General features: G+C 66.3%; 1 pseudogene. It reads left to right on the forward strand.

Annotated features, from left to right (window positions below):
• Positions 1–1,045 (forward strand): annotated as a pseudogene (locus tag MLGJGCBP_RS47915) (tyrosine-type recombinase/integrase); the annotation flags it as partial.

Below are 1,045 nucleotides of genomic sequence, written 5' to 3' on the forward strand. Positions count from 1 at the left end.
TGCAAGGGGTTGGCCTGGACTTCGACTTCCTTCTCGGCCGAAAGTACGCACGTCTGCTGGACCGGCGCAGCGGCAGCTCCGGCCTCGGCGTCGATCTCGTACTGTTCGAGCAGTGGGTCGCGCGACTGACCGAACTGGGCCACTCCCCGGCCAAGGCCCGGAACAGTCTGACGTGGTGCCTGGGCCGGGTCATGCTCCACCGCGGCGACCCCGACCTGACCGCGATCACCGCCGCCGATCTGTTCGCATTCGGGTCAGCCATCCGCGACTTCGCCGCACGCGACGATTTCAATGTTCTGCGCCGGACCCTGTTCGCGAACGGCCAGTTTCACGATGACCCGGACGCCAACCGCGGGTTCCTCCGCAATCACCTCGCGAACCTGCACGCCACCCACGTGCTGCTGTACAACCTCGGCCAGGTCACCACAGCGCCGCGCATCGGCACGCGAACGATCGAAAACTGGACCGACCGATTGCTCCCCGAACCGTGTCCGCCCAAAATCAGGGCGGTCATCGAGAGATACCTACAACTGCGGCTCGACGCCAAGCTCGATCGCCCGCAGACAGTGCACAACGCCCGGCAGGCTCTGCGCCGGTTCGTCAACTGGCTCGGCGAAAATCACCCGCAGGTCCACAGTTTCGCCCAGGTTGATCGCGCCATCGTCGAGGAGTACATGCGGTGGCTGCCGACCTGTCCGAGTCAGCACACCGGTCTGCCGCTGGCGACGACCACGGTTAAGCACGAACTCAACGCGATCGCCGGGTTCTGCCGCGACACCGCGGTCTGGGGATGGGCGGAGGTGCCAGGGCGACCGTTGCTGACCTCTCGTGACACACCCCGGCGCCCGGAGTCGATTCCCCGGTATCTTCCGCAACACGAACTCGACGCGATCATGACCGCGGTCGACGACCTGGCCGACCCGCTACAAAGGGCCGCGCTGTTGTTGCTGCGGTGGTCCGGCGCCCGCCGCGACGAAATCCGCCGACTGACCTGGGATTGCCTCGACACCTATCCGGGCGGGCATCCACGGCTGCGGATCCCGGT

Origin of the sequence: Rhodococcus sp. T7 (assembly GCF_009872365.1) — a bacterium.
Classification (GTDB): domain Bacteria; phylum Actinomycetota; class Actinomycetes; order Mycobacteriales; family Mycobacteriaceae; genus Rhodococcus_F.